The organism is Sphingobacteriaceae bacterium GW460-11-11-14-LB5, assembly GCA_002151545.1.
Taxonomy (GTDB): Bacteria; Bacteroidota; Bacteroidia; order Sphingobacteriales; family Sphingobacteriaceae; genus Pedobacter.
In genome coordinates, this window is record CP021237.1 from 1,561,514 (window position 1) to 1,585,629 (window position 24,116).

Below are 24,116 nucleotides of genomic sequence, written 5' to 3' on the forward strand. Positions count from 1 at the left end.
AAATTTAAATTAACCTCTTCCTGCTCTAGATGGTCTTGAACCACCACCGCCGCCACCGCCGGTTGAACCACCACCACTATTTCCGCCGCCATTTGATGGAGGAGGAGAGTAGCTAGGTCTGCTCTCGGTTCTGGTAGGTTGTGAAGGTGTATAGGTTTCGTTTCTGGTAGGTCTGCTACTTTGAGTACCTTGAGGACTATAACTGTCATTCCTGGTCGGTCTGCCAGCTTGCGAGCCCTGAGGTTGAGCATAGTTACCATTAGCCTGGCTTCTGGTTGGTCTACCTGCATTATTATTTGGTACATAACCTACGCCGCCATTTGGATTGCTTACACCCGATCTGCTCGGTCTGCCAGCGTTTCCGGCGTTTGTATTGCCACCGTATCTTGGCACACCTCTATCATTGCTTCCTGGCCTTGGTCTGTAAGAACCACCTCTGTTGGCGAAACCACCGCCACCGTAATAGCCGCCGCCGATACCCCAGCCACCGCCGTAGTATCCACCGCCCCAACCGTAACGGTCATAGTATGAATATGGTCCCCAGGAGTTCCAGCCATAAGGATTGTTCCATCCGTAACCAAAGTTGCCATAATAAAACGGATTGCTCCAGATACTGCCATAACCAAAGCTACCGCCCCAGCCACCTAAACCGTATCCGCTGTTCCAGCCCAGGCCATAACCTAAATAGTTTGAAGCACCGTAACTGTTTCCGTAATAATAATTGTCAAAGTAAGGGTCGTAGTAGCCTTGAAAGCTATAACCATTATAAAAACGGTTTATTCTAGATGAGTAATCCATATCGTAATAAGGATTACTGGTTCCATAATATTCATCGTATTCTTCCTGTCCCTGAGCCTGGTTTTGTGCCTGCTGACGTTGAGGGGGAGCAATTACTTCAACCTCTCTAGCTTTTGCTACAGAGTTATAAACATCATCTGCTGGCTTAGTTTGAGCCAATTTTGATGTAGAGCATGATGCCACCAACCCTGCAGCAGCAATCATTACAATGGGTAAAAATTTAATTGGTTTCATTGTGTTTATATTTAGTTGTGTGTGTTCACGAATTTAATAAACAGTTTCAAAAGTAACTAATTATTAACTATTTATTTAGTCAAAAAAATGATATAAAATAATTGATATTATTTTGTTAATCGTTTGTAGGCATAAATTTATAAATTTGCCATCGAATTTTACACTTTTTAACATACAAATTACGTTCCAAATACATAACATGAGCAAAGAAATTACAAGTAGAGAAGCAGATTATTCCCAGTGGTATAATGATATTGTGTTAAAAGCAGATTTAGCAGAGCACTCTGCTGTGCGTGGTTGTATGGTTATAAAGCCAAATGGCTATGCTATATGGGAAAAAATGCAGGCTGTTTTAGATAAGATGTTTAAGGATACAGGCCATCAGAATGCCTATTTTCCTTTATTCATCCCAAAGTCATTTTTCTCTAAGGAAGCTTCTCACGTTGAGGGTTTTGCGACAGAATGTGCAGTGGTAACACATTACCGCCTTAAAAATGACGGTAACGGAAATATTGTGGTTGATGAAACTGCAAAATTAGAGGAGGAATTAATTGTTCGTCCAACTTCTGAAACCATTATTTGGAACACCTATAAAGGATGGATCCAATCCTACCGTGATTTACCTATACTGATCAATCAATGGGCCAATGTGGTCAGATGGGAAATGCGTACCAGGTTGTTTCTGCGTACAGCCGAATTTTTGTGGCAGGAAGGGCATACTGCTCATGCTACAGCAGAAGAGGCGATCGAGGAAACAGAACGTATGTTACATATATATGCCGATTTTGCCGAAAATTGGTTAGCCGTTCCGGTAATCAGAGGTCGTAAATCACCAAATGAAAGATTTGCAGGTGCTTTAGATACCTATTGCATTGAGGCTCTAATGCAGGATGGCAAAGCTTTGCAAGCAGGTACCTCTCACTTTTTAGGGCAGAATTTTGCCAAAGCTTTTGATGTTAAGTTTACAGGTAAAGACGGGAAATTAGACCATGTTTGGGCTACTTCATGGGGTGTTTCTACACGTTTAATGGGGGCTTTAATTATGGCACACAGTGATGATTCAGGATTGATTATTCCACCGAAATTAGCACCAATTCAAGTGGTTATTGTACCCATTTACAAAGGTGACGAAGATTTAGCCAAAATCTCTACCTATGTAAACGAATTAACCATGCGTTTAAAAGGATTGGGGGTTTCGGTTAAATATGATGATCGAGATACACAGCGCCCTGGATTTAAGTTCGCTGATTATGAGTTGAAAGGTGTGCCCATCCGTATTGCCATTGGTGGCCGCGATTTAGAAAATAAAACAGTCGAAATTGCCCGCAGAGATACCAAGGTAAAACAAACCGTCCCTCAGGAAGGATTGGATATTTACATCATCAAACTATTGGAAGATATTCAGCAAAGTATGTTCAACAAGGCATTGGCTTACCGTGATGAGCATATTACTGAAGCCAACAGTTACACTGAGTTTCAGGAACTGTTAGATACCAAAGCTGGTTTTATTTCAGCACATTGGGATGGAACGCCGGAAACTGAGCAAAAAATAAAAGAAGAAACAAAAGCCACCATTCGTTGTATTCCTTTAGATAATAAACTGGAAGATGGCGTTTGTATTTATTCAGGAAAACCATCTACACAAAGAGTGTTGTTCGCAAGAGCGTATTAGTTAGCCCTGAGTTGGGTGCTTGGCGTTTGGAGTCTCCCTGCAATCGCTTTAAAAATAAGTTTTGAAATCGTTAGTTAGAAATTTTGCTCCTTCTGGCTAACGATTTTAAATTTTAATGTAAAATAGTATCGGGATGTGGGATGTTTTGAAATCTTATTTCGATACTTGTTAATCATCTCTATATTATAAAAATGAAATTCGCAACTAAAGCTATACATGCAGGTCAAGAGCCTGATCCAACCACCGGTGCGGTAATGACACCGATATACCAAACTTCTACCTATTGGCAAAAATCTCCCGGAGATAACAAGGGTTACGAGTATTCGAGAGGAACCAACCCAACGCGTAAGGCTTTGGAAGATTGTTTAGCAGCTTTAGAAAATGCTAAATATGGTCTGGCTTTCTCGAGTGGAATGGGGGCAACAGATGCCGTATTAAAGTTACTGCAACCAGGCGATGAAGTGATTACCGGTAATGATTTGTATGGAGGTTCGTACCGTATTTTTACCAAAATCTTCACTAAATACGGTATCAAATTCCACTTTCTGGATCTTTCTAAACCAGAGAATATATTGCCTTACATCAACGATAAAACCAAATTGGTTTGGATAGAAACACCTACTAATCCGACCATGCAGATTATCGATATTGAAGGGGTGGCAAAAATTACGAAAGAGAAAAATTTAATCCTTACTGTTGATAATACATTTGCATCGCCTTATTTACAAAATCCGATCGATCTCGGCGCTGATATTGTGATGCATTCGGTAACTAAATATATTGGTGGCCACTCTGACGTGGTGATGGGAGCTTTGGTAACCAATGATGAGCAATTGTATAAAGATCTTTGGTTCATTTACAACGCCTGTGGTGCAACACCAGGTCCGCAGGATGCTTTTTTAGTTTTGAGAGGAATTAAAACGCTTCATCTTCGGATGAAAGCACATTGCGAAAATGGGGAGCGTATTGCACATTATTTAAAAACACATCCAAAGGTTGATAAAATCTATTGGCCGGGTTTTGAAGACCATCCTAACCATGACATCGCTAAGAAACAAATGCGTGGTTTCGGTGGGATGATTTCGATTACGCTAAAAGGTGCTGATCTGGAAGAAACTTTTAGAATCTCTTCTAATTTTAAAGTGTTCACCCTGGCCGAATCGTTAGGTGGTGTCGAATCGCTGATTAACCACCCTGCAACGATGACACACGGCTCTATTCCGAAAGAAGAAAGAGAGAAAGTAGGTGTAACCGATAACTTACTTCGTTTAAGTGTGGGCGTAGAAGATATCGACGATCTTTTAGAAGATCTGGCTAATGCATTGGCATAATATTTCAATCGGGCAGGTCATAAATACCTGTCCGGTTTTTTCTTTTTGTAAAGCCAGGCTGTGCCAGTATTAGTGCTCGTCCGGCTTTTCACTAAATCTTTTTTGTTGAGGTATCTGTTTCATCAAAATGAGGAAAAACAAAAAAGGATACCGTTTCAATCCGGTTTAAATGGCAGCAATTGTGCTGCTGTTTACGTCTAAACAAAACTAATCATGCAATTTCTGGAGTTAAAGAATTTTCTGGATAGTAAAGTTGAACAATACAATCAGCCAGATTTTATAGCAAACGATCCGGTTTGTATTCCCCATCTTTTCGAAAAAAAACAGGATATAGAAATTGCAGGCTTTTTTGCTGCAGTTTTAGCCTGGGGGCAGCGGAAAACCATTATTAATAAATGTAAGGAACTGCTTAGGCGGATGGATAATGCGCCTTACGATTTTGTTGTTCATCATACCGATAGCGATTTAAAACGTCTGCTGAACTTTAAACACCGCACATTTAACGATACCGATTTACTTTATTTCATCTCATTTTTTAAGCAGCACTATCAAAACTACAATAGTTTAGAGCAGGCGTTTGTACCTGGGCAAGATGTTTTTCGTGCGGAGTATTTAGCCGTTTCATCTGTAAAACCAGAAATAACTTATGCCTCTGAAGTGTGTTATGCTGCTGAACTTAATTTTTCAATAGAGCAGGCGCTGAACCATTTCAGGCAGTATTTTTTCTCCCTGGAAGATTTTCCTCACCGCACGAAGAAACATATTTCCTCGCCAAAGCAAAAATCTACCTGTAAACGTTTAAACATGTTTTTGCGGTGGATGGTTAGGGTAGATCAAAAAGGTGTCGATTTTGGTATCTGGAATACACTTCAGCCTAAAGATCTGATTTGTCCCTGCGATGTGCACGTAGACCGGGTAGGGCGTTTGCTTGGGCTGATTAACAGAAAGCAGACAGATTGGTTAACCGCAATTGAATTAACCGAGAATTTGAAACAGTTTGATCCGTCCGATCCGGTAAAGTATGATTTTGCATTATTTGGCCTGGGTGTAGAAAAGCTGTTATAAGCTTAGTGAAATTGAGAAATGTCAAAAAAAAATTCTTTTTTTCAATTCAATCTTCCTATACTTACATAGTGGTCTTGCTTCGGTTTAGCAGGATTGTGTCTATCCCAACAGTTTCGCTATGATTGCAGTTAATTTATCTGATGAAGATAGGTGGAAGAAATACAATAATTTTTCGCCACTAGTCTCAATTTTCAAGAAATTTCACCCGCTTAATGATGAAATAGAAAAGCGGATTAACCAGCACACTTTTCCAATCAGCTACAAAAAGAATAAATACCTCGTCTCACCAGTTGATCGCAACAAGTTCCTTTTTTTAATTGTTAAAGGTGTGGTGAGGGGTTTTATAAAAGATGGAGATAATGAGATTACCACATGGATTGCCAAAGAGAATGAAGTGGTAGGTACCATACGTAATTTGTGGATAGATGGCGATTCGGAAGAGTATTTACAGGCATTAGAAGATGTAGATTTAGTTGCCATCCCGCATGTATTATCCGAATATCTTTACGAAAATTTTCCGGAAGCGAATATCGTGGGCAGAAAGATGATGGAGTTGTATTACCGCTCGGCAGAAGAGCGTGCTTACCTGTGCCGGATTTCGTCAGCCGAGAAAAGATATAAACGGTTTTTACTCTCTTTCCCTGATTTAATTAACCGCGTTTCTTTAAAACATATTGCTTCTTTTTTAGCCATCAGGCTCGAAACATTGAGTAGGATCAGGGCGAAGATTTAATTCTTATCATTCGATTTATTTTCTTGCTTTTTTTAAGGTGAAGGGTTTAGGATTTTAACAGATCTTAAACCCTTTTTGTTTATGCCTGAAAATTACATTTCTAGTTTTAATCAGTAGTATAAATACTACATGTGATTAGATAGTTGTTGATTAATATCAAAAAAACACTTCGCAGACTGGTTGTTGTATGCCAGCATAGTAAAAGTTAATTTCTTTTTTTGTTTACTTTGTAGTATTGGTAATACAGTTTTTGACAATTTAAGTACAAAAATCGTTAACAATATTGTGGTTTTTTGGTGCTTGCAGGAGTGTTAAAAATAACATACTTTTGCCACCCTTAAAAACGGCATTTTATAATAGTCTCTATCTCTTCAAAAGTGTTTTATAATCAGCGTACAAACGCGGTTTTTACTGCATCCTATAAAGAGAAATTTTTATTGAAAAACAACCTTTTTAGGAAGATTTTGTGCTCATCGGATGAGATCAATTACATGCAGTGATTAACCAATTATTTCCAGGTGGAAAATGAATAAAATTATACAACGCTTTCTCTTCAGTTTTCAAAAAGAAACAAGGTTCAAACTAATGGCATTGTCGTTATTTTTACTGGTTTCTTATTCTTCAGCTACTGCGCAAACTTACAAAACGCACTATATTGCTCCTGCACCATGGCAATATTGGAGTAGCGCCAATGAAATTGTCATTTCCACCAATACTGCCGGAACTACTGCAACCGTTAAGAAAAGTGATGGAAGTTCAATTACGACTTTAACACCCACTCCCGGCAACCCGGCAGTTTACAGGTTTGCCGGTGATCCGGTTGGTTTAGCAAAAAACAGCCTGAATACGATACTTAATGCTGCAGGAATTATTGTGACCGGTAACAATCCAATTGCGGTAAATATCAGGAACGTAGCTTCTGACGATATTCCTGCTGGTGCATATAGCTCTACCAATGATCAGTATATTAAAGGGAATGCTTCATTATTCAGCTTTGGAGATGCTGCCGTTGGTAATGCTTTCAGGGTAGGTTATTATCGCGATGGGGATCTGAATGGCGTGGCAGCCAGTGTTTCTACCAAGCGGCCAGTATATAGTATTCTGGCGATCGAAAATAATACCACGATCAAACTTAATGGTACGGCCATTACTACATTAAATGCCGGTCAAAGTTATATTTTACAGGCTGCCATGGGGAGTTTGGTGGAAACATCAGGCCCTGTTGTAATGAATACCGGAATAAACGTAGATGCGCCGGAGGCCTGTGGTGATGGTGCTTATAATCCGGTTCCTCCAATTTCTTCTTTGGGCAATGAATATGTGGTGATCAGGGGAAAAGGAAATAATACGGCTGAACAAACCACTATTATAGCTTCAGAAGCGAACACCAATGTAACCGTATCTAATTTTGATCACAATGGCGTACTGCAATCAACCAATACCTATAACCTCATTGCTGAGGGAAGTTTTATCACTTTCCCCAATGGCGTATCTACCGGAACCAATACAGGAAACGTTCAGGTAGGGGATGCATCTTCGGGATCGAGGATTGTAGCAACAAAAAATGTAGTAGCCTATTCGGGTACTGCAAATCAATGTGAAGTTGATATAGCCACTTTAGCACCGCTGAGTGCCTGTGGAGGTTCGTTAAAAGCAGAAACCTACAAGTTTAGAGGCAATAATCTGGGAGATTTGCCATACTTCGCTTATCTGATTACCAAAAGTTCTACTGATAAAATCTATCTAACCACTAACGGAGGTTCGCCGGCATTTAACAATACAGATGTGGAAACTATCCCTGGGGTAGGGGTACGTAGACAATTGGGAAGTTCTGGTGCTTATGCCATCGATTTTGAGAATACGAATATTGGTAACCCGAATTCATTTTATTTAAGCAGTAATACCAGATGGACTGTTGCCATGGTACAATCGGGTGGTGGTTTTTCGATGTCGAATTTTCTTTCCCCATTTCCGGAGAAAGCATTAAAACCAACCTTTGCGCAAGCCGATTGTGCATCTGCATTATTAAGTGCCGATGCCAATAGTAATGCTCCTTTTCAATGGTATCTAAATGGAGTGGCTATTGCGGGTGCAACTGCGAGGACTTATCAGGCTACGGTTTCTGGTTCTTATACCATCACGTCGACATTAGATTGCGGAATCAGTTCACAATCACTTCCGGTAACCATTGCCTTATGTAATGTTGATTTGATCTTAACCAAGGCGGTTGATGATACATCACCAGCAAAAGGAGGGACGGTTAATTTTACCATCACCGTAAAAAATTCGAACGTTGCTTCAGGTACAGTTACCGGTACAGGTAATGCAATAGCTGTTTCGGCAACAGATTTGCTTCCTTCAGGATATACTTATGTTTCAAGTGTGGCCGCTACCGGAACATCTTACGATCCAACTACAGGTTTGTGGTCAATTGGAAGTATGAATGCTGGTCAGAGCCTTACGCTTACTATAACCGCTAAGGTTAATAATTCTGGAAATTACAATAATACTGCAACAGTAACCGGACCACAGGCAGATCCTGTATTGTCAAATAATACCGCTTCGGCAAGTGTTACACCGGTAAATATTTCATTAACATCGGCAACGGGAACAGATAACCAATCGATCTGTGTTGGTGGAACTACAACAGCAATCCAATATCTGATTACAGGAACACCTATCGTTTTAGTAACAGGTTTAGGTTCATCAGGGCTGAATTATGGAACCACAACTTCCAATGGAAATACTATTTTAACTATTGATGCTGGGACGGTATCTAATGCTGGCAATTATAATTATACGGTAAGGGCAACATATGCGTCCCCATCTGTTACGGTTATTAATGCAACAGGATCTATCGTTGTAAGTCCTCAGGTAACTACCCCCGTTTTTACGCTGGGTGCTACTTCATCCCGCTGTCAGGGCTTCGGTACACAAACCTATTCGGCAACAGCCAGCAACGCGACTGGAATTACCTATAGCATTAGTCCGGCAAATTCCGGTGTAGTTAATGCCAATACCGGTGCGGTAACCTGGTCGTCTGTTTATAATGGTACTGCAACGATTACGGCGACTGCTGTAGGGATATGCGGAACTAAAACAGCAAATCATACCGTAACGATTAATTCAACAGGAACGATTAGCGGGGCCGCTACCGTTTGTTCTGGTTCAAACGGAACATTGACCTTATCTGGTGCGCCTTCAACTGTGGTGCGTTGGGAATCATCAACAGATAATGGTATAAACTGGACGACAATTGCAAATACCACAACAACTTTAAATTATAGCAATATTGCTGCAACTACGCTTTACAGAGCAATTGTTTCTGGTGGAGGCTGTACCAATGCCGCTTCAGGAACAGCAAATGTAACGGTAACACCTCGTCCGGTAATTGCTAATCAAACTTATTACATCTGTAAAACAGGTAGTTTTACTTTTGCACCAATTGATGTGCCTAATGGAACAACCTACACATGGTCTAGTCCAACGCTTTCTTCTGCAAATATTACCGGCGGAACCGCTGGTACTGATCAGCTTTCGGTTAATCAAACCTTAACCAATTCAGGTACAACATTACAAACGGCAACCTACACGGTTACGCCTACTTATTCATCATGTTCGGGTAATGCTTTCACTATTACTGTATATGTGGTGCCAACGCTTACGGCTACAGCAAGCGGAACAAGTATCTGTTCTGCATCTGCGTTTAGTGTTACGCCAAATAGTAATGTAAATGGAACAAGCTATACCTGGACAGCAGTTTTAGCAAACGGAACAGCCTCGGGGTTTTCGAATCAATCTACTGCGGTTACTGCGCCAATTTCGCAAACCTTAACAAACACTTCAGGAGCCGATGCTACTGTAAGATATACCGTAACACCAATTTATAATGGTTGTAGCGGCGCTACTTTTACTTTCGATGTGATTGTAAGAACGGCTACACCAGCACCAACGGCAAGCAACCAGACTTTCTGCGAGATTTCCAATGCTACAGTTGCGAATTTAGCTGCAGCAGAGACTTCAGTTAAATGGTACACACAGGCAACAGGCGGAACCGCCCTGGCTTCGGGTACAGCTTTGACCAATGGCACTTATTATGCCAGTCAGACTTTAAACGGTTGTGAGAGCGCAAGCCGTGCACAGATCACGGTAACGATTACAGCTACACCAGCACCAACGGCAAGCAACCAGACTTTCTGCGAAATCTCGAATGCTACAGTTGCGAATTTAGCTGCTGCAGGAACTTCAGTTAAATGGTATACCCAGGCAACAGGCGGAACCGCCCTGGCTTCGGGTACAGCTTTGACCAATGGCACTTATTATGCCAGTCAGACTTTAAACAGTTGTGAGAGCGCAAGCCGTGCACAGATCACGGTAACGATCACAGCTACAGCTGCACCAACGGCAAGCAACCAGACTTTCTGCGAAATCTCCAATGCTACGGTTGCGAATTTAGCTGCGGCAGGAACTACGGTTAAATGGTATACCCAGGCAACAGGCGGAACAGCCCTGGCTTCAACAACTGCGTTGACCAATGGCACTTATTATGCCAGTCAGACTTTAAACAGTTGTGAGAGCGCAACCCGTGCACAGATCACGGTAACAATCACAGCTACACCAGCACCAACGTCAAGTAACCAGACTTTCTGCGAAATCGCCAGTGCTACGGTTGCGAATTTAGCTGCGGCAGGAACTTCAGTTAAATGGTATACTCAGGCAACAGGCGGGACAGCCCTGGCTTCAACAACTGCGTTGACCAATGGCACTTATTATGCCAGTCAGACTTTAAACAGTTGTGAGAGCGCAAGCCGTGCACAGATCACTGTAACGATCACAGCTACAGCTGCACCAACGGCAAGCAACCAGACTTTCTGCGAAATCTCCAATGCTACGGTTGCGAATTTAGCTGCGGCAGGAACTACGGTTAAATGGTATACCCAGGCAACAGGCGGAACCGCCCTGGCTTCGGGTACAGCTTTAACCAATGGCACTTATTATGCCAGTCAGACTTTAAACGGTTGTGAGAGCGCAAGCCGTGCACAGATCACGGTAACAATCACGGCTACACCAGCACCAACGGCAAGCAACCAGACTTTCTGCGAAATCTCGAATGCTACGGTTGCGAATTTAGCTGCAGCAGGGACTTCAGTTAAATGGTACACCCAGGCAACGGGCGGAACTGCTTTGGCTTCGGGAACAGCTTTGACCAATGGTACTTATTATGCCAGTCAGACTTTAAACAGTTGTGAGAGCGCAAGCCGTGCACAGATCACGGTAACGATTTATCAAACGCCAAAAGGCTTTAATGATACCAGGACTTTAGATTGTGCTGGAAGTTTTAGCTATAATATTCAAACCTTAAATATTAATAATACGGCTAATGGTGGGAATTCGGTTCCGGCATCCTTCACCTGGACAGTAAATTCAAATACGAATGTTACGGGTGCTGCTAATGGAACGGGTAATACAATTACGCAAACTTTAATTAATACGAGTAACAGTATCCAAACAATCGTGTATACCATAACACCAAAGGCAACTGTTACAGGTGGTTGCGTTGGTAATGCATTTACTGTAACGGTATCTGTTCCGGTATGCTCGTCGATATCGATTACAAAATCTGCGGATGTTTCATCAGTTAATAAAGCTGGAAATGTTATTCATTACACCATAACGGTAAGCAATACTGGAAATGCAAATCAAAATAACGTAATCGTTAGCGATCCCTTGCTAGGTGGTGCTTTAAGCAACCCAACAAAAACCGGAAATACAGATAATATTTTAGAAAAAGGCGAAATCTGGACTTACAATGGATCTTATACAGTACTTCAATCAGATTTAAATAATAATGGTAACCCAACAAATAACCTAGGAAAGGTTACCAATACAGCAAGTGTTAGTACCACCGAGTTACCAACGGCAAAGACAGCAACGGCTGATGTTAACATTGCTTTAAGTCCGGCGGTTACTTTAGTGAAAACCGGAACATTAAACATTAATGGAAACTCGATCAGTTACCTGTTTACAGTTAAAAATACCGGTAATGTAACCTTGAATAACCTCGTGATAACAGATAGCAAGGTTACGGGCACTATAACATTGGCTGCTACAACACTGGCACCCGGAATGAGTACTACGGCTACGGCTTCATATACAATTTCTACTGCTGAAAAGGCCTTAGGCTCGGTGAGCAATACCGCTACTGTTAGCGGAAAAGATCCGTTAAATGGCACTGTTTCTGATATTTCGGGAACTACTGAAGGCAACAATACACCAACTGTAACCAATACCGGCGTTTATGCAGTTGATGATGAAGGAACTTTAAATGCAGTAACAGGCGGTGTTGCCGTGAACAATGTGTTGGTTAACGATAAAGTGAACGGTAACCAGGCTACTTTAGCTAATGTGACCATCAGTCAGATTTCGAGTTCAAACCCTAACATCTCTATTGATCCTGCAACTGGAAAAGTAAATGTTCTTCCGGGTACACCTGTAGGAACATATACATTGGTTTATCAGATTGAAGATAAAGCAAACCCTGGAAATGTAAAAGAAGCGACTGTTACGGTTCACTTGATTAGCGGAGCGATATTAGCTGTTGATAATAGTGGAAGTGCAAATAGTGTTACCGGCGGAACGGCGGTTGCTAATATTCTGGGTAACGATACCTACAATGGTGGTGCACAAGCAAACCTATCTAATGTCACCATTACCAACGGTACAAACGATAGCAATGGTAAAGTAACACTCGATCCGGCAACAGGCGCGGTAAGTGTGGCTGCCAATACTCCAGCTGGTGTTTACACCTTGACTTATACGATCACCGATAAACTGGATGCTTTGAAAACTTCGACCGCAACGGTGAAAGTAACCGTGGCTTCAGGCGCATTATTGGCTAAAGATGATGCAGGGACAGCTAACTCGGTTACAGGCGGAACAGCAGTAGCCAATGTTTTGACAAACGATACTTACAACGGAACGACAACTGCTCCGACTTTAAATGATGTCACCATTACCAACGGTACAAACGATAGCAATGGTAAAGTAACACTCGATCCGGCAACAGGCGCGGTAAGTGTGGCTGCGAATACCCCAGCTGGTGTTTACACCTTAACTTATACCATCACCGATAAACTGGATGCTTCGAAAACTTCTACTGCAACAGTGAAAGTAACCGTGAATTCAGGTACATTATTGGCGAAGGATGATGCCGGCACTTCAAATTCAGTAACCGGCGGAACAGCGGTTGCCAATGTTTTGGCAAACGATACTTACAACGGAACAACTGTTGCTCCAACTTTGGCTGATGTGACCATCACGAATGGTAGCAACGATAGCAATGGTAAAGTAACACTCGATCCGGCAACAGGCGCGGTAAGTGTGGCTGCCAATACTCCAGCTGGTGTTTACACCTTGACTTATACGATCACCGATAAACTGGATGCTTTGAAAACTTCGACCGCAACGGTGAAAGTAACCGTGGCTTCAGGCGCATTATTGGCTAAAGATGATGCAGGGACAGCTAACTCGGTTACAGGCGGAACAGCAGTAGCCAATGTTTTGACAAACGATACTTACAACGGAACGACAACTGCTCCGACTTTAAATGATGTCACCATTACCAACGGTACAAACGATAGCAATGGTAAAGTAACACTCGATCCGGCAACAGGCGCGGTAAGTGTGGCTGCGAATACCCCAGCTGGTGTTTACACCTTAACTTATACCATCACCGATAAACTGGATGCTTCGAAAACTTCTACTGCAACAGTGAAAGTAACCGTGAATTCAGGTACATTATTGGCGAAGGATGATGCCGGCACTTCAAATTCAGTAACCGGCGGAACAGCGGTTGCCAATGTTTTGGCAAACGATACTTACAACGGAACAACTGTTGCTCCAACTTTGGCTGATGTGACCATCACGAATGGTAGCAACGATAGCAATGGTAAAGTAACACTCGATCCGGCTACAGGCGCAGTAAGTGTGGCTGCGAATACCCCGGCTGGCGTTTATACCTTAACTTATACGATCACCGATAAACTAGATGCTTCGAAAACTTCTACCGCAACGGTGAAAGTAACCGTGGCTTCAGGTACTTTATTGGCTAAAGATGATGCAGGTACTTCAAATTCGGTAACTGGTGGAACGGCAGTAGCTAATGTTTTGACAAATGATACCTACAACGGAACGACTGTTGCTCCGACTTTGGCTGATGTGACCATCACCAACGGTACAAATGATAGCAATGGTAAAGTAACACTCGATCCGGCAACAGGAGCGGTAAGTGTGGCTGCGAATACACCGGCTGGTGTTTACACCTTAACTTATACGATCACCGATAAACTGGATGCTTCGAAAACCTCTACTGCTACGGTAAAAGTAACCGTGGCTTCAGGTGCATTATTGGCGAAAGATGATGCAGGAACAGCTAACTCGGTAACAGGTGGAACGGCAGTTACGAATGTCTTGACAAACGATACTTACAACGGAACTTCAACCGCACCAACTTTGGCTGATGTCACCATTACTAACGGTACAAACGATAGCAATGGTAAAGTAACACTCGATCCGGCAACAGGAGCAGTGAGTGTGGCAGCCAATACCCCAGCTGGTGTTTATACCTTAACTTATACGATCACCGATAAACTGGATGCTTCGAAAACTTCGACAGCAACGGTAAAAGTAACTGTGGCTTCAGGTGCTTTATTGGCGAAAGATGATGCAGGTACTTCAAATTCGGTAACCGGCGGAACAGCGGTAGCCAATGTTTTGGTAAACGATACTTACAACGGAACAACGACAGCTCCAACTTTAAACGATGTCACCATTACCAACGGTACCAACGATAGCAATGGTAAAGTAACACTCGATCCGGCTACAGGCGCAGTAAGTGTGGCAGCCAATACCCCGGCTGGTGTTTACACATTAACTTATACGATCACCGATAAACTGGATGCTTCGAAAACTTCTACTGCAACGGTAAAAGTAACCGTAGCTTCAGGCGTTATATTGGCGAAAGATGATGCAGGAACAGCTAACTCGGTAACAGGCGGAACAGCGGTTGCGAATGTTTTGACAAACGATACTTACAACGGAACAACCACAGCTCCAACTTTGGCTGATGTCACCATTACCAACGGTACAAACGATAGCAATGGTAAAATAACACTCGATCCGGCAACAGGAGCAGTTAGTGTGGCAGCCAATACCCCAGCCGGCGTTTACACTTTAACTTATACCATTACTGATAAACTGGATGCTTCGAAAACTTCTACCGCAACGGTAAAAGTAACCGTGGCTTCAGGCGCGTTATTGGCGAAGGATGATGCAGGTACTTCAAACTCGGTAACAGGTGGAACGGCAGTTGCGAATGTCTTGACAAACGATACTTACAACGGAACTTCAACCGCACCAACTTTGGCTGATGTCACCATTACGAACGGTACAAATGATAGCAACGGTAAAGTAACGCTCGATCCGGCAACAGGTGCGATAAGTGTTGGCGCGAATACCCCGGCTGGTGTTTACACCTTGACTTATACGATCACCGATAAACTGGATGCTTCGAAAACGTCTACTGCTACGGTTAAGGTTACTGTTTCTTCTGGCGCATTGTTGGCGAAAGATGATGCAGGAACAGCTAATTCGGTAACCGGTGGAACAGCGGTAGCCAATGTTTTGACAAACGATACTTATAACGGAACGACAACCGCTCCGACTTTAAACGACGTCACCATTACCAACGGTACGAATGATAGCAACGGTAAAGTAACACTCGATCCGTCAACGGGAGCGGTAAGTGTGGCTGCGAATACCCCAGCTGGAATTTACACCTTAACTTATACGATCACCGATAAACTGGATGCTTCTAAAACTTCTACTGCGACGGTAAAAGTAACTGTGGCTTCAGGCGCATTATTGGCGAAAGATGATGCAGGAACTGCTAATTCGGTAACAGGTGGAACAGCGGTAGCCAATGTTTTAACAAACGATACTTACAATGGAACGGCAACCGCTCCAACTTTAAATGATGTGACCATTACCAACGGTACCAACGATAGCAATGGTAAAGTAACACTCGATCCAGCAACAGGAGTAGTAAGTGTGGCCGCGAATACACCGGCTGGTGTTTATACTTTGACTTATACCATTACTGATAAACTGGATGCTTCGAAAACTTCTACCGCAACGGTTAAGGTTACTGTTTCATCTGGCGCATTATTGGCGAAAGATGATGCAGGTACTGCTAACTCGGTAACCGGCGGAACAGCGGTTGCGAATGTTTTGACAAACGATACCTACAATGGAACAACGACAGCTCCAACTTTAAGCGATGTCACCATCACCAACGGTACAAATGATAGCAATGGTAAAGTAAGCCTTGATCCGGCAACAGGAGCAGTGAGTGTGGCAGCCAATACATCTGCTGGCGTTTATACGTTGATTTATACGATCACCGATAAACTGGATGCTTCGAAAACTTCTACCGCAACGGTGAAAGTAACTGTGGCTTCAGCTGCTTTATTGGCGAAGGATGATGCAGGTACTTCAAATTCGGTAACAGGCGGAACAGCAGTTGCCAATGTTTTGTCAAACGATACTTACAATGGAACGGCAACCGCTCCAACTTTGGCTGATGTCACCATTACCAACGGTACAAACGATAGCAACGGTAAAGTAACACTCGATCCGGCAACAGGAGCAGTAAGTGTGGCAGCCAATACACCGGCTGGTATTTATACCTTAACTTATACCATCACCGATAAACTGGATGCTTCGAAAACTTCTACCGCAACGGTGAAAGTAACCGTGGCTTCAGGTACTTTATTGGCTAAAGATGATGCAGGAACAGCTAACTCGGTAACCGGTGGAACAGCAGTTGCGAATGTACTTTCGAACGATACCTACAATGGTACCACCACAGCACCAACTCTGGCAGACGTGACCATCACCAACGGTACCAACGATAGCAATGGTAAAGTAACACTCGATCCGGCAACAGGAGCAGTAAGTGTGGCAGCCAACACCCCGGCTGGCGTTTACACCTTGACTTATACCATCACCGATAAACTGGATGCTTCGAAAACCTCTACTGCAACGGTAAAAGTAACCGTGGCTTCAGCTGCTCTATTGGCGAAGGATGATGCAGGTACTGCTAACTCGGTAACCGGCGGAACAGCGGTTGCCAATGTTTTGGTAAACGATACTTACAATGGAACAACCACAGCTCCAACTTTAAATGATGTCACCATTACCAACGGTACAAACGATAGCAACGGTAAAGTAACACTCGATCCGGCAACAGGAGCAGTGAGTGTGGCAGCCAACACACCAGCAGGTGTTTATACTTTAACCTACACGATCACCGATAAACTGGATGCTTCGAAAACTTCTACCGCAACGGTAAAAGTAACCGTGGCTTCAGGTGCTTTATTGGCGAAGGATGATGCAGGAACAGCTAACTCGGTAACGGGTGGAACAGCGGTAGCTAATGTTTTGACAAATGATACCTACAACGGAACTTTAACCGCACCAACTTTGGCTAATGTGACCATTACGAACGGTACCAACGATAGCAATGGTAAAGTAATACTCGATCCGGCAACAGGAGCGGTAAGTGTGGCAGCGAATACCCCGGCTGGCGTTTACACCTTAACTTATACCATCACCGATAAACTGGATGCTTCGAAAACTTCTACCGCAACGGTAAAAGTAACCGTGGCCTCAGCTGCACTATTGGCAAAAGATGATGCAGGAACAGCTAACTCGGTAACGGGTGGAACAGCGGTAGCTAATGTTTTGACAAATGATACCTACAACGGAACTTTAACCGCACCAACTTTGGCTAATGTGACCATTACGAACGGTACCAACGATAGCAATGGTAAAGTAATACTCGATCCGGCAACAGGAGCGGTAAGTGTGGCAGCGAATACCCCGGCTGGCGTTTACACCTTAACTTATACCATCACCGATAAACTGGATGCTTCGAAAACTTCTACCGCAACGGTAAAAGTAACCGTGGCCTCAGCTGCACTATTGGCAAAAGATGATGCAGGAACAGCTAATTCGGTAACAGGAGGAACAGCGGTAGCCAATGTTTTGGTAAACGATACTTATAATGGAACAACTACAGCTCCGACTTTAAATGATGTCACCATTACCAACGGTACAAACGATAGCAATGGTAAAGTAACACTCGATCCGGCAACAGGCGCGGTAAGTGTGGCAGCGAATACCCTGGCTGGCATTTACACCTTAACTTATACGATTACCGATAAACTGGATGCTTCGAAAACCTCTACTGCTACTGTTAAGGTTACGGTTTCATCGGGTGCTTTATTAGCGAAAGATGATGCAGGTACTGCTAATTCGGTTACAGGTGGAACAGCGGTAGCCAATGTTTTGGCAAACGATACTTACAACGGAACGACAACTGCTCCGACTTTAAATGATGTCACCATTACTAACGGTACAAACGATAGCAACGGTAAAGTAACACTCGATCCGGCAACAGGAGCAGTGAGTGTGGCAGCCAACACACCAGCAGGTGTTTATACTTTAACCTACACGATCACCGATAAACTGGATGCTTCGAAAACTTCTACCGCAACGGTTAAGGTTACGGTTTCATCCGGAGCATTATTGGCGAAAGATGATGCAGGTACTTCAAATTCGGTAACCGGTGGAACAGCGGTAGCCAATGTTTTGACAAACGATACTTACAATGGAACGACAACCGCTCCGACTTTAAACGACGTCACCATTACCAACGGTACGAATGATAGCAACGGTAAAGTAACACTCGATCCGGCTACTGGAGCGGTAAGTGTGTCAGCCAACACACCGGCTGGCGTTTATACCTTAACTTATACGATCACCGATAAACTGGATGCTTCGAAAACGTCTACCGCAACGGTAAAAGTAAACGTGGCTTCAGGTGCTTTATTGGCGAAGGATGATTCGGGAAGTGCAAACGGTCTGGTAGGGGGAGTAGCTGTAAATAATGTCCTTTCTAATGATAGTTATAATGGAACTTCAACCGCACCAACCTTAAATGATGTAAACTTATCGCAGATTTCGACTACAAATCCTAACGTAACACTTAATGTTTTAACCGGACAGGTAGAGGTAAAACCAAATACACCAGCAGGTATTTACACCTTAGTTTATGAAATCGTAGATAAATTAGATGCAAATCAAACTAAACAAGCTACAGTAACCATCACGGTTGCTGCACCTGCATTGGTTGCCACAAACGATAGCGGAAATGCAAACGGCTTCACCGGCGGAACAGCAGTTGAAAATGTATTGCTTAACGATACCTACAACGGCAATCCGGCTACCTTAAATGAAGTGAAACTAAGTCAGGTTTCGACTACGAATCCGAATGTTACTTTAGATGTGACAACCGGAAAGGTGAATGTTGCACCAAACACGCCGGCAGGAACTTATACTTTGGTTTACCAGATCGAAGATAAACTGAACCCAGGCAAGACGAAAACAGCTACGGTAACCATCACGGTTGCTGCACCTGCATTGGCTGCCACAAACGATAGCGGAAATGCAAACGGCTTCACTGGCGGGACAGCAGTTGAAAATGTATTGCTTAACGATACCTACAACGGTAACCCGGCTACCTTAAATGAAGTGAAATTAAGTCAGGTTTCGACCACCAATCCGAATGTTACTTTAGATGTGACAACCGGACAAGTGAATGTTGCACCAAATACGCCGGCAGGAACTTATACTTTGGTTTACCAGATCGAAGATAAACTGAACCCAGGTCAGACGAAAACGGCTACAGTAACCATCACGGTTGCTGCACCTGCATTGGCAGCCACAAACGATAGCGGAAATGCAAACGGCTTCACCGGCGGAACTGCAGTTGAAAATGTATTGCTTAACGATACCTACAACGGTAACCCGGCTACCTTAAACGAGGTGAAATTAAGCCAGGTTTCGACCACGAATCCAAATGTTACTTTAGATGTGGCAACCGGAAAAGTGAATGTGGCACCAAATACGCCGGCAGGAACTTATACTTTGGTTTACCAGATCGAAGATAAACTGAACCCAGGTCAGACGAAAACGGCTACGGTAACCATCACGGTTGCTGCACCTGCATTGGCTGCCACAAACGATAGCGGAAATGCAAACGGCTTCACTGGTGGAACGGCAGTTGAAAATGTATTGCTTAACGATACCTACAACGGTAACCCGGCTACCTTAAATGAAGTGAAACTAAGCCAGGTTTCGACCACCAATCCAAATGTTACTTTAGATGTGACAACCGGAAAAGTGAATGTTGCACCAAATACGCCGGCAGGAACTTATACTTTGGTTTACCAGATCGAAGATAAACTGAACCCAGGCCAGACGAAAACGGCTACAGTAACCATCACGGTTGGTACCAGTACCATTCTGGCCAAAGATGATACCGGAACAGCAAATGGTTTTACAGGTGGTACAGCTGTTGAAAATATCCTGGTTAACGATAAGTATAATGATGCTTCACCTGCGACTACCGCTACGGTTACCATCAATCAGATTTCAACTTCAAATCCAAAAATTAACATCGATGCAGCAAGCGGAAAAGTAAATGTTGCAGCAGGAACGCTTCCTGGAGTTTATACCTTGACTTATCAGATTACCGATAAACTGGATGTGGCAAAAACTTCAATAGCAATCGTTACGGTAAACATCCCGAACTGGATAACTGATCTTCAGGTAAGCAAAACCGCCAATGTAACTGGTGTTGAAACCAATGGCGATATCAGTTATACGATCACCATCAAAAACAACGGACCAGCAACGGTATTAAGTGGTGAATCCATTGCATTGATAGAAAATCTTCCGGCAGGTTTAGAAAATATAACCTATAACACAACGGGAGGAACATACAGTTCGTCAGGCAATGCCTTTACCCTAACTGCAGATTTACTGGCAGGTGAACAGGTAAGTTTAACGGTTAACGGACATGTTGCAGCAGGATTTACCGGTGTAAATTTAGTCAATAGTGTTTCCCTAAATCCAACAGGTAAAACAACAGATCCTGAAAATGTAAACAACCAATCAACCGTTACCACACCGATCATGAAAGGCAAAGTAACATTGGTTAAAACAGCTGTGCTAAGTGCAGATGGTAACAGCATTACTTACACCTTTAACATCACCAATATGGGCGAGGTAGCCTTAAATCATGTGGTGTTAACTGATCAGAAATTAGCTTTAAATCAAACATTTTTAACAGCATTAGCCGTAGGAGCGAGTTTTACCTACAATCAGGTTTATATCCTTTCACAAAGTGATAAAGATGCCGGATCAGTAAGTAACAGCGCTTCGGTAAGTGCCAAAACACCAGCAGGAAATACGGTTACAGATATTTCCGGAACTGCAGCTGGAAACGATAATCCTACGGAAACACCAGTTTTGAATACGTCTTCACTAACTTTTACGAAAGTAGCCAGTGCCGTAGGAACGAAAATTGGCGAGTCGATCGATTATAACTTTACCATTACCAATACCGGAAGTGTGACGCTAAGTAATTTAAGCGTGAGCGATGCTGCGGTTGATGCAGGATCGATCAAACCAGCAAGCATTTCAACTTTGGCACCTGGCGAAAGTGTTAATGTTACGGCAAAACACACCTTAACACAAAACGACATTAACCAGGGATCGTTTACCAACCAGGCATCCATAAAATTAACCGATAATAAAGGAAATACAATTAATCAGTTATCCGACGATCCATCTACGCCGGCACCAAATGATGCTACAGTAACCAAATTAACGCCTTCACCAGGTTTCACCTTAACCAAAGCTGCCACAAACAGTGCAACCAAGGCTGGTGATGTAATCAATTACAGCATTATATTTAAAAATACCGGGAATGTAACCTTAACCGATATTACATTAGTTGACGCCAATGCCGATGCGGGTAGTTTAATACCGGCGAATATCACTTCGGTATTGCCAGGCGCTACCGTTAATATTACAGCTAAACATACCGTAAAACAAAGTGATGTAAACGCTGGTGGTTTCAGTAATCAGGTAAGTGCAAACGTAAAAGACCCGAAAGGAAATACGATTGTAAAAGTATCCGACGATCCATCAACTCCTGCAGCAGATGATGCCACCTTTACCGCAATTGTGGCCAATCCATCGGTTAGGTTTACTAAAATATTTGCCAATAGCGCGGGGGTGGTTAAAGTAATTGAGTACAACATTCAGGTAACCAATACCGGAAATGTTACCTTAACCAATATTGTGGTAACTGATGAGGGTGCCGATCCGGGAAGTATTACGCCTGCTACCATCAGTAAATTAGAACCTGCAGAAACTGCATTGATTTTAGCACGACACACCTTAACGCAACCAGAAATTGATCATGGCAAGTTTGTAAATCAGGCGGGTTTGGTTGCCAACTATTCGGGCGCTAATAAACTGAGTAAACTTTCAGATGATCCGAGAACCCTGGCACCTGATGATCCTACGGTATTCCCGATCAAAGAAACACCAGGCCTTACTTTGGTTAAAACAGGTGTTTTAAGTGCTGATGGAAATTCGGTTACCTATACTTTTACGGCAAAAAATACCGGGAATGTGACGCTAAACAATTTCAGTTTGCTTGATCCAAAAATTTCATCAACGCTTACGTTCACACCTGCAAGTATCGCACCTGATCAAACGGCAGTGGCCACAGCCATTTATGCCATTACGCAGGCAGAGAAAAATGCAAGTTCGGTAAGAAACACAGCTACATTAACGGCCACTACACCAGCAGGAACTTCAGTTTCGGATATTTCGGGAACCGAGGAAGACAACGATTATCCTACTATTTTAGAATTGCCAAAAATCGTAAGTTCAAAAACAGTTACCGATGCCAGTAATAATGGAAAGGCTGAAGCAAATGAGGTTTTAACTTATCGCATTATCGTTAAAAACAACGGAAATACAGCCAGAACAGGTGTGAAGATTACCGATGCCATTCCTGCTAATACGACTTATGTAAGCGCCAGTGCAGATAATAGCGGGTCGTTAACCGGCAATATATTAAACTGGAACAATTTGACTATTCCTGCCAACGGACAGGTACAGGTAAGCTTCAAAGTAACGGTTAATGCTATCATTCCTTCGGGTGTGTTAAGCGTGAACAACACGGCTACCGTAACCGATCCTGGAAATGCCTCAACACCATTAAGCCCAACGGTATCCATCCCTACAGAAGGAATGCTGGAAGGTAGTAAATCGGTTGCTGACAATAAAGGCAATAAAGATGGCAAAGCACAGGCCAATGAAATTTTGACTTATTCGCTTCAGGTAAGAAATACAGGCGGATCGGCATTAAATGGCGTAACCATAACGGATGAACTTCCTGCAGGCTTAACCTATATTCCGAACTCGGTTTCAGGTTACGGTACGGTTATGGGCAACACTTTGAAATGGACGATTAATATGCAGGCCAATTCGAGTACTGTATTAACTTTTGATGCGAAAGTTGCACCAGATGTAAATAGCTACAATACCATAAAAAATGTGGCCATCATGACGAGCCCGACGGGAACAAGCATTAACCCGGAAGCACTTGTAGCTGTAGATAATTCGGCTGATTTAATGGTGACAAAGGAATTGTTAACCAAAGGCGATATCAAAACAGGTGCGGATGTAACCTATAAAATTACGGTAACCAATAAAGGACCAAACAGGGCAACAGGCGTTACGGTTACCGATAAGCTTGCCACCATTATCGATGCGCCTAAAGAAATTACGGTTACCATCGGTACAACAACTTATACGACCACCAGCAGAGATTTAGTATGGTTAGTTGGCAGTTTAGATTTAAATCAGAGTGCCACATTAACCTTTAAAGCAAGAACCTTAGCTGCGGGTGTATTAAATAATTCGGCAACAGTAAAAGCAGATCAGCCAGATCCGGTATTGAACAATAACATGGTTCAGGCAGATGCAGCCATTATCACAGGCGATGATTTATTGATCCCGAATCTGTTTACACCTAATGGCGATGGTATAAATGATACTTTCGAGATTAATGGCCTGGCCCAATTTGCTGAAAACGAAATCACCATTGTTAACCGCTGGGGTAACGAAGTGTTCCGCGCTAAAGCTTACCAGAATAACTGGACGGGCGAAGGCTTGAATGAGGGAACTTATTATTACCTGCTACGTGTTAAAAAAGCCGGAAATAATGAGTGGAAAGTATTTAAAGGTTATATCACCCTGATCAGGGCATTTAAAAACTAATTGGGGAGGAAGATAC

Annotated in this window: 6 protein-coding genes; 5 read left to right on the forward strand and 1 reads right to left on the reverse strand. The window is 42.9% G+C overall.

The genetic code is table 11. The annotated features are described in order from the left end of the window. Window positions 1–9 precede the first annotated feature (9 nt). Complete coding sequence (locus CA265_06365) at window positions 10–1,032, reverse strand: hypothetical protein (protein ID ARS39317.1); 1,023 nt, start codon at window positions 1,030–1,032, stop codon at window positions 10–12. A 199-nt stretch (window positions 1,033–1,231) separates the two neighbouring features. Between CA265_06365 and CA265_06370 the strand changes: the two genes are divergently transcribed. The 5 genes from CA265_06370 (at window position 1,232) to CA265_06390 (ending at window position 24,100) form a co-directional block, all read left to right on the forward strand. Beyond that, window positions 1,232–2,704, forward strand: a complete 1,473-nt coding sequence (locus CA265_06370; protein ARS39318.1) for a proline--tRNA ligase — start codon at window positions 1,232–1,234, stop codon at window positions 2,702–2,704. 191 nt (window positions 2,705–2,895) lie between these two features. Beyond that, on the forward strand, window positions 2,896–4,035 hold the full coding sequence (locus tag CA265_06375) for a cystathionine gamma-synthase (GenBank protein ARS39319.1): 1,140 nt from the start codon (window positions 2,896–2,898) through the stop codon (window positions 4,033–4,035). A 213-nt stretch (window positions 4,036–4,248) separates the two neighbouring features. Next, window positions 4,249–5,100, forward strand: a complete 852-nt coding sequence (locus CA265_06380) for a TIGR02757 family protein (protein ID ARS39320.1) — start codon at window positions 4,249–4,251, stop codon at window positions 5,098–5,100. A 118-nt stretch (window positions 5,101–5,218) separates the two neighbouring features. Beyond that, window positions 5,219–5,833 carry a Crp/Fnr family transcriptional regulator gene (locus tag CA265_06385; GenBank protein ID ARS39321.1) on the forward strand — a complete coding sequence of 205 codons (615 nt, stop codon included), beginning with the start codon at window positions 5,219–5,221 and terminating at the stop codon, window positions 5,831–5,833. A gap of 525 nt (window positions 5,834–6,358) precedes the next feature. Then, window positions 6,359–24,100 (forward strand): hypothetical protein, encoded by a 17,742-nt coding sequence (locus CA265_06390; protein ID ARS39322.1) that lies wholly within the window; start codon window positions 6,359–6,361, stop codon window positions 24,098–24,100. The last annotated feature ends 16 nt before the right edge of the window (window positions 24,101–24,116 follow it).